The following is a 6,689-nucleotide window of genomic DNA, read 5'->3' on the forward strand; positions in this document are numbered from 1 at the left end:
GGTTGCGATACCACTGCGGATGCTCGGGGCGGCCGCCCTGGCTCGCCACGCCGACGACGTCGGCCCCGTCGCGGACGTACAGCAGCGGCACCGTGAAGGACGTGCCCGACTTGCGTCCGACATGGTCCAGCAGCAGTGTCGGCACCGGCTTGCGGAAACCCGCTCCGACGCGCCACTTTCCACCGATCCGGCCGCCGGTCTTGCGGTAGATCCAGACCTGGGCCCTCCCGACGTGCCGGAAGATCACCGGAAGGATCGGCGAGTCCAGCTGATCCGGGCGCTTCTGCGCCGCCACGTCAGGTGAGGTATTCGGCAGTGGTGCCGGCCACCGGCATCTCGGGCATCCCGAGCTTGCGATGGTCCCAGCTGCGCGTCCGGGTCGGTACCACCCGGACGGCGATGCGGTTGTTCATCATCTGGTCGACGAACGGCTTCATCTCGTCGGTGTACGGACCGGTGTAGCGCTCCCACACACTGATTCCCACGCGCAGAAGCAGATCGGGGTCGCTGTCGACGATCTCGGCCCGACCGTCGATCGACACACCGCGCAGCGTGTCGTAGGTCTTGCCGTCCTCGATCATCACGGTGATGGTCGGATCCCGACGGAGGTTGACCGCCTTCTGCGACTTGGCCTTGGTCTCGAACCAGATCTCACCGTCGACGACGGCGTACCACATCGCGATGAGATGCGGTTTGCCGTCGGCCGACAGCGTGGCCATGGTCGCGGTGCGGCTGTGGTCGATGAACTCGGCGATCTCGTCGTCGCCCATCACGATCTTCGAGCGTTCGTTCCTACCCATCTGTCATCCCTATCAGGCGCCTACGGCGGTGACCGTCACCGGGATGCCGTTGAGGGCTCCATTCCCGGATGGTTCATCGATGAAGTCGGGCGGCGAAAGCACGTTGGTGTTGACCCCCGGCGCGTTGTTCGCCACCGCCATTCTGGTGCCTGGCTTGCCGTGGCCCCAGCCGTGCGGCATCGACACCACGCCCGGTTTGATCGCCTCGGTGACGTCGAGCGGCACCTGGATCTCCCCGCCCGACGAGCGGACCGCCACGACGTCGCCGGAGACGAGACCGCGGCGCTCGGCATCGTTGCGATGCATCAGCAGCGTGCACCGGTCGCGGCCCTTCATCAGCGGCGCCACGTTGTGCAGCCAGGAGTTGTTGGATCGAAGGTGCCGACGGCTGACCAAGACCAGTTCGTCGGGCGCGCGGACGAGGCGCTGCGCAAGTCGCGGAAGGTCGTCGAGTAGGTACTGCGGTGCCAGCCGAATCTTCTGGTCCGCGGTCCCAAGCACCTCGGGAACCCGGGGCACCATCGGGCCGAAGTTGATGCCGTTGGGCTCTGACTTCAACTTCTCCAGGGTCAGGCCGCCGGGAACTTCGCCGTAGCGGTCACCGAATGGACCGGTCCGCAGCGTCAGGTCGAGAGTCCGCTCGGGACCCCCGTGTTCGTAGTGCGCCCGGATCTCGGCACCGTCCAGGCCCTGGGTGAAGCACAGGTAGTCGAAGAAGCCATCGTCGATCGCGGCGACGTCGACGTCCTCGGCGGGTGTCCCGGTGCACAGCCCGGTGAGCCGGATCAACAGTTCCCACTCATCCGGTGCGCCGGGGTCCAGCTTCTCGAACACCGGCGCCGAGTAGTTCGCGATGCTGTTGACGGCGAAGTTCAGGATGAGGTCGTCGTGGTGCGGCTGTTCCAGGGGCGACGAGCCGGGCAGGATCACGTCGGCGTGACGCGTGGTTTCGTTGAGCCACAAGTCGATTGAGATCATCGCCTCGAGGCTCGGCAGCACCTCGTCGAGCTTGTGACCGCCCGGGGTGGACAGCACCGGGTTGCCCGCGACGGTGATCAGCGCCTTGAGTTGGCCTTCGCCAGGCGTGGCGATCTCCTCGGCCATGCACGACACCGGAACCTGGCCGAGCACTTCCTTGGCGCCGCGGACCCTGGTGCGGTACCTGCCGAAGTCGGCCACCCCGTCCTCGAGTCCCGGGATCGGCTGCACGGTGACCGACCACGCGGCGGGCCGCGGGAACATGCTGCCGCCTGCCACGTCGAAGTGCCCGGTCAGGATGTTGACGACGTCGACGAGCCAGCTGGCGAGACTGCCGAATTCCTGATTGCACGTGCCGATTCGGCCGTAGACCACCGCGCGTGGGGTAGCGGCGAGCTCGCGCGCCAGCCCCCGGATGCGCTCCGAGTCGATGCCGGTGGCCGCCGCCACCCGGTCCGGCGGCCAGTCGGCCACGACGTCCCGTAGAACGTCGATGCCGTCGAGGTACGGCTCGACGACGCCGAGGTCGACGAGGTCCTCGGCGAACAGTGTCTGCGCCACCGCCAGCAGCAGCGCTGCATCGGTGCCGGGGGTGATGGGCAACCACTCGTCGGCACGTTCGGCCGTCGTCGTCCGGACCGGATCGATGACGATCACCCTGCCGCGCTTGCGAATTCCGCCGAGGATGCCCATCACGTCCGGTGCGGCGAGCAGTGACCCCTGCGATGCGGCCGGGTTGGCGCCCATCACCACGAGCAGGTCGGTCCGTTCGATGTCGGGGACGGGGAAGCTCCACCAGCCGCCATACATCAGGTGTGACGACAGATTCTTTGGCCACTGGTCGACGGTGCCTGGGGAGTAGGTGATCGGCATGCCGGACATCCCGAGCAGGATGCCCGCGTAGCGCGCGAGCGAAAAGGAGTGCGCGAGCGGGTTACCCGTGTACGCGGTGACCGCACCGATGCCGTACTTCTCGATGACGGGTGCGAGCAGTTCGGTGCACCGCCGGAAGGCCTGGTCCCAGCTGACCTCCTGCCACTGACCATCGACCTTGATCATGGGCGTGCGGATGCGGTCGGGGTCCTCGTGCAGGGCGCCGAGCGAAGCGCCCTTTGGGCAGATGTGACCGCGACTCCACGTGTCCTCGCGGTTCGGCCGGATCTTCGAGACGCGGCCGTCGGCCACCTCGATCTCCAAGCCGCACATGGCTTCACACAGCGGGCAGGTATAGAGATGCAGCCCGTCCTGTCCGGTGCTCGCCAACTGCCTCGTCGACTCCGATGCCATCGAAGGCCTCCTCACCCGCATTTGTCGTGACACACTGTATCGACGAAGTTCCGACCGAAGGGGGCGAATCGTGAAGTCCGCATCCCCGACGCGGCACCGGCGCCAAGGCTCACGCCGGGATCCGTCGATCGACTCCGCGGTGCTGGCCGCGACCAAGCGCCTGCTCGTCGAGCGCGGCTACGCGGCCACCTCCGTCGACTTGATCGCCACCACGGCCGGGGTCAGCCGACCCGCCGTCTACCGCCGGTGGAGCTCGAAGGCGGAGCTGGTGCACCAGGCGGTCTTCCCCGACCTGGGGCCGACCCCCGCGGAGGATGAGTTGAGCGCCGAGATCGTCCGGCTGTGCCGGGGCGCGATCCAGATGTATCGCGATCCCGCTGTCCGCGAGGCCATCCCGGGCCTGCTCGTCGACCTGCGGTCCGATCGCCGGCTGCGCCGGGTGATCAGTGACCGGCTGGAAGCCGCGGCCCGCAGCCAGCTCGCCGCCCAGCTCGACCACGCGGCGGCGGACGGCGTCGCACGCGGGGCCGTCGGCGCCGACACCGTCATGGACGCGATTGCGGGCGGCGCCTGGTACGCGGTGTGCGTTCGGCGGGTGACCGACGTCGACCGCGCCGCCGACGAGCTCGCCCAGTTGGTGCTGCGCGGAGTTCTCTCGTAGTCGCGCTCGCCGGTATACCCTCGCCTTTCGTTGAATCACTCATCGCGTAAACGAAGCAGGGCGTGAACCAGTGGGCGGATTGAAGGCGGCGATGGCGACCGCGTGCGTGGCGCTGATGGTCGCCGGGTGCGGGTCGACGACGCAGGGGCTGGCCGTTTCCCCGCTGTACGACCCCTTCCGTGCCGGCGGGCTGCCCGCGGAGGACGGCCCCAGCGGCATCCGCGAGGACGCCCCCGCTCCCGATGGCGACGTGCAGGACACCGACGGCGGCGACGCCGACAAGCTTGCGACCCTGGCCGTCAACGACGTCGCCGAGTTCTGGGAGAAGAACTACGCCGAGTCGTTCGACGGTTCCTTCGAGGCGGTCCAGGATCTGGTGTCCTACGACTCCGAGAGCCCGTCGAGCCCCGAGATCTGCGGGGGCGAGACATACGGCAATCCGAACGCACTGTTCTGTCCGCCCGACCACCTCATCGCCTGGGACCGCGGCGTGCTGGTCCCCATCGGTCAGCAGTTCTTCGGCGACACCTCGATCGCGGCCCTGCTGGCGCACGAGTACGGGCACGCGGTTCAGGACATGGCGAAGATCGTGGACGACGACACCAGCACGCTGGTGAGCGAGCAGCAGGCGGATTGCCTCGCAGGCACGTACGTCCGGTGGGTGGCCGAGGGCAAGTCGCCCCGTTTCGAGCTCAGCACCGGGGACGGTCTCAATCACGTTCTGGCAGGGGTGCTCACGCTGCGCGACCCGACGTACGCCGCGGGCGACGCGCCGTACCTCGAGCAGGGCCACGGCACGGCGCTCGACCGGATCAGCGCGTTCCAGATCGGCTTCACGTCCGGCGCATCGGAGTGCGGCAAGATCGACATGGACGAAATCACCGCGCGGCGTGGCGATCTGCCGCTGACGCTGCCCTCGGACGATGCGGGCGACTCGTCGTCCGGCAACGTCGAGGTGACCGAGGACGTCGTCACCTCGCTGGTCAAGGTGCTCGACGCGGTGTTCAAGCCAAAGGACGCGCCCCAGCTGTCGTTCGATGCACCGGAGTGTTCGGATGCGAAGCCGAGCCCGCCGGCGTCGTACTGCCCGGACAGCAACACGATCTTCGTCGACGTCGCGGCGCTGGCGGAGATGGGCAAGCCCGCCGACCGCGAGGACTACACGCTGCTCCAGGGCGACAACAGTGCGTTGTCGGTGGTGACGTCGCGTTATGCGCTTGCGGTGCAACACGAGCGGGGTGAACCGCTGGACTCCGCGGCGGCCGCCTTGCGGACCGCGTGTCTGACGGGTGTCGCGCAGGCCGCCATGTCGGAGGACAAGAGCCTCGCCCTGGTGCTGACGGCGGGCGACCTCGACGAAGCCGTGGCGGGACTACTGACCAACGGACTAGTGGCCAGCAACGTCGACGGCGAGACGGTCCCCGCCGGGTTCACCCGGATCGTGGCCTTCCGCTCGGGCCTCGGCGGCGACGAGGACCTCTGCTACGGGCGCTTCAAGTAGGACGCGCCCGGTCAATGCCCCTTGACGGTCCCGTCAATGGCTATCATGGTGCTCCATCTGTCGATGACACCATGAGTGCGAAAGGGGTTCGCAACCCGTGGCAATGAAGACCGTCGTCGAGTGGGTCGACGACATCGACGGAACCGCTGCGTCGGAGACGATAGCGTTCACCATCGACGGCGCCCACTACGAGATCGACCTGTCCGACGAGAACGCGGCCAAGCTGCGCGACGCCCTGAGTGGCTGGATTGACGCAAGCCGTCGCTCGGGGCATCGCCGGCCTCGTGGGGGACCGGTCAAGCACGACCCTTCGGAGTCGACCAAGGCCCGAAAGTGGGCGCTCGACAACGGTTTGGACGTCGGCCCGCGCGGGCGCCTTCGGTCCGAGGTACTCGACGCGTACAGGTCGCGGACCTAGTTGCGAAGTGTGCTGCCCTGCAGCCAATCCCGCCACGGGACGCTCCAATCCCCGTTCTGCCACTGCGCCAACGGTTGCCCGCCGGTATTGCGGACCTCGACGACGTCGCCGGGCTGGGAGAACTCGTAGAACCACTGCGCGTCGGCCGCGCTGAGGTTCAGACAACCCGCCGAGACGTTCGTGTTGCCCTGGGCCCATACCGTCGCCTCCCTCTCGTGGAGGTAGATGCCGTCCGGACTAATGCGCGTCGCGTACGGCACGCTGATCCGGTAGCCCGACGGCGCGTCGACCGGCAGGCCGTAGGTGGACGAGTCCATGAGCACCGGATTGGCCTTGTCCATCACCGTGTAGGCGCCCGATTGGGTCCAGAACGCAATGGTTTGGCCCCCAACGGTTTCCGTGCCGCCTCGACCCATCGAGGTCGGCATGGTTCGGACGAGCACGCCGTTCTCGTACACGCTGACCTGCTTGGTGACGTCGTCGGCGATCGTGACGTGAGACGGCCCGATCGAGAACGCGACGGCCCGGTCCTCCTCGCCGTCGATGCGCGTTGGACGCCTTCCCGAAGACCGCCACCGGCCGTCGTCGACGTGAGCGCCGCAGCCACGGCGAGCGCGGTGACCACCGCGGCGCGGCGTCGGCGTTCGGGGGTCACGGGCGCCTCCTTCGGTCGGCGAAGTATCTACGTAGCAGCATAGTAGATGGATCGCTGGAAAGCATGCCGATATACGCATGTATCGATGTATGCTCGGGCACCATGGGCGAGACCGCGCACGATCAGGGCCACCAGGGGCACTCCCACGGCGTGTCCGCCGATGCCGACCGAAAGTGGTTGACGCTCGCCCTCATCCTGATCGTCGGCTTCATGGCCGCCGAGGTCGCGGTCGGCATCATCGCCGGTTCGCTCGCGTTGATCACCGATGCCGGGCACATGCTCACCGACGCCGTGTCGATCGTGCTGGCGCTCATCGCCATCCGGCTCGCCGCTCGGCCGGCTCGCGGCGGCTACACCTACGGCCTGAAGCGCGCCGAGATCCTCTCCGC

The 6,689-nt window shown here is 67.8% G+C and carries 7 protein-coding genes and 1 pseudogene; 4 read left to right on the forward strand and 4 right to left on the reverse strand.

Going from position 1 to position 6,689, the window contains the following annotated elements; all coding sequences use genetic code 11:
• From QOD90_RS28950 to QOD90_RS28960, 3 genes are all read right to left on the reverse strand, one after another.
• Nucleotides 1–295 (reverse strand): nitroreductase/quinone reductase family protein (locus QOD90_RS28950; RefSeq protein WP_526355600.1); only part of this gene is annotated, 295 nt, incomplete at its 3' end.
• A 1-nt stretch (nt 296) separates the two neighbouring features.
• Entirely contained in the window at nt 297–800 is a 504-nt protein-coding gene (locus QOD90_RS28955; protein WP_526355602.1) for a pyridoxamine 5'-phosphate oxidase family protein, read from the reverse strand.
• A gap of 12 nt (nt 801–812) precedes the next feature.
• On the reverse strand, nt 813–3,065 hold the full coding sequence (locus QOD90_RS28960) for a molybdopterin-dependent oxidoreductase (RefSeq protein WP_526355604.1): 2,253 nt from the start codon (nt 3,063–3,065) through the stop codon (nt 813–815).
• A gap of 67 nt (nt 3,066–3,132) precedes the next feature.
• Between QOD90_RS28960 and QOD90_RS28965 the strand changes: the two genes are divergently transcribed.
• The 3 genes from QOD90_RS28965 to QOD90_RS28975 all read left to right on the forward strand — a co-directional run bounded on the left by QOD90_RS28965 (nt 3,133) and on the right by QOD90_RS28975 (nt 5,645).
• Nucleotides 3,133–3,726, forward strand: a complete 594-nt coding sequence (locus tag QOD90_RS28965; protein ID WP_526355607.1) for a TetR/AcrR family transcriptional regulator — start codon at nt 3,133–3,135, stop codon at nt 3,724–3,726.
• Nucleotides 3,727–3,817: 91 nt separating this feature from the next.
• The gene (locus QOD90_RS28970) at nt 3,818–5,227 is read left to right on the forward strand and encodes a neutral zinc metallopeptidase (protein WP_526355609.1); all 1,410 of its coding nucleotides are present in this window, start codon (nt 3,818–3,820) and stop codon (nt 5,225–5,227) included.
• Nucleotides 5,228–5,330: 103 nt separating this feature from the next.
• On the forward strand, nt 5,331–5,645 hold the full coding sequence (locus QOD90_RS28975) for an Lsr2 dimerization domain-containing protein (RefSeq protein WP_526355611.1): 315 nt from the start codon (nt 5,331–5,333) through the stop codon (nt 5,643–5,645).
• Here the strand turns inward: QOD90_RS28975 and QOD90_RS28980 are convergent.
• A pseudogene (locus QOD90_RS28980) lies at nt 5,642–6,184 on the reverse strand (L,D-transpeptidase); the annotation flags it as partial. The gene QOD90_RS28975 and the pseudogene QOD90_RS28980 overlap by 4 nt on opposite strands.
• 218 nt (nt 6,185–6,402) lie before the next feature.
• Between QOD90_RS28980 and QOD90_RS28985 the strand changes: the two are divergent.
• The coding region (locus tag QOD90_RS28985) for a cation diffusion facilitator family transporter (RefSeq protein ID WP_526355605.1) at nt 6,403–6,689 on the forward strand (287 nt) is incomplete at its 3' end.

It is taken from the genome of Mycobacterium sp., from assembly GCF_032161845.1.
In the GTDB taxonomy this organism is placed as follows: Bacteria; Actinomycetota; Actinomycetes; order Mycobacteriales; family Mycobacteriaceae; genus Mycobacterium.

Excerpts from the sequence above, each read along its gene's own strand:
- QOD90_RS28955 (WP_526355602.1), bottom strand. The coding sequence starts at position 800 with ATGGGTAGGAACGAACGCTCGAAGATCGTGATGGGCGACGACGAGATC.
- QOD90_RS28960 (WP_526355604.1), bottom strand. The coding sequence starts at position 3,065 with ATGGCATCGGAGTCGACGAGGCAGTTGGCGAGCACCGGACAGGACGGG.
- QOD90_RS28970 (WP_526355609.1), top strand. The coding sequence starts at position 3,818 with ATGGCGACCGCGTGCGTGGCGCTGATGGTCGCCGGGTGCGGGTCGACG.
- QOD90_RS28975 (WP_526355611.1), top strand. The coding sequence starts at position 5,331 with ATGAAGACCGTCGTCGAGTGGGTCGACGACATCGACGGAACCGCTGCG.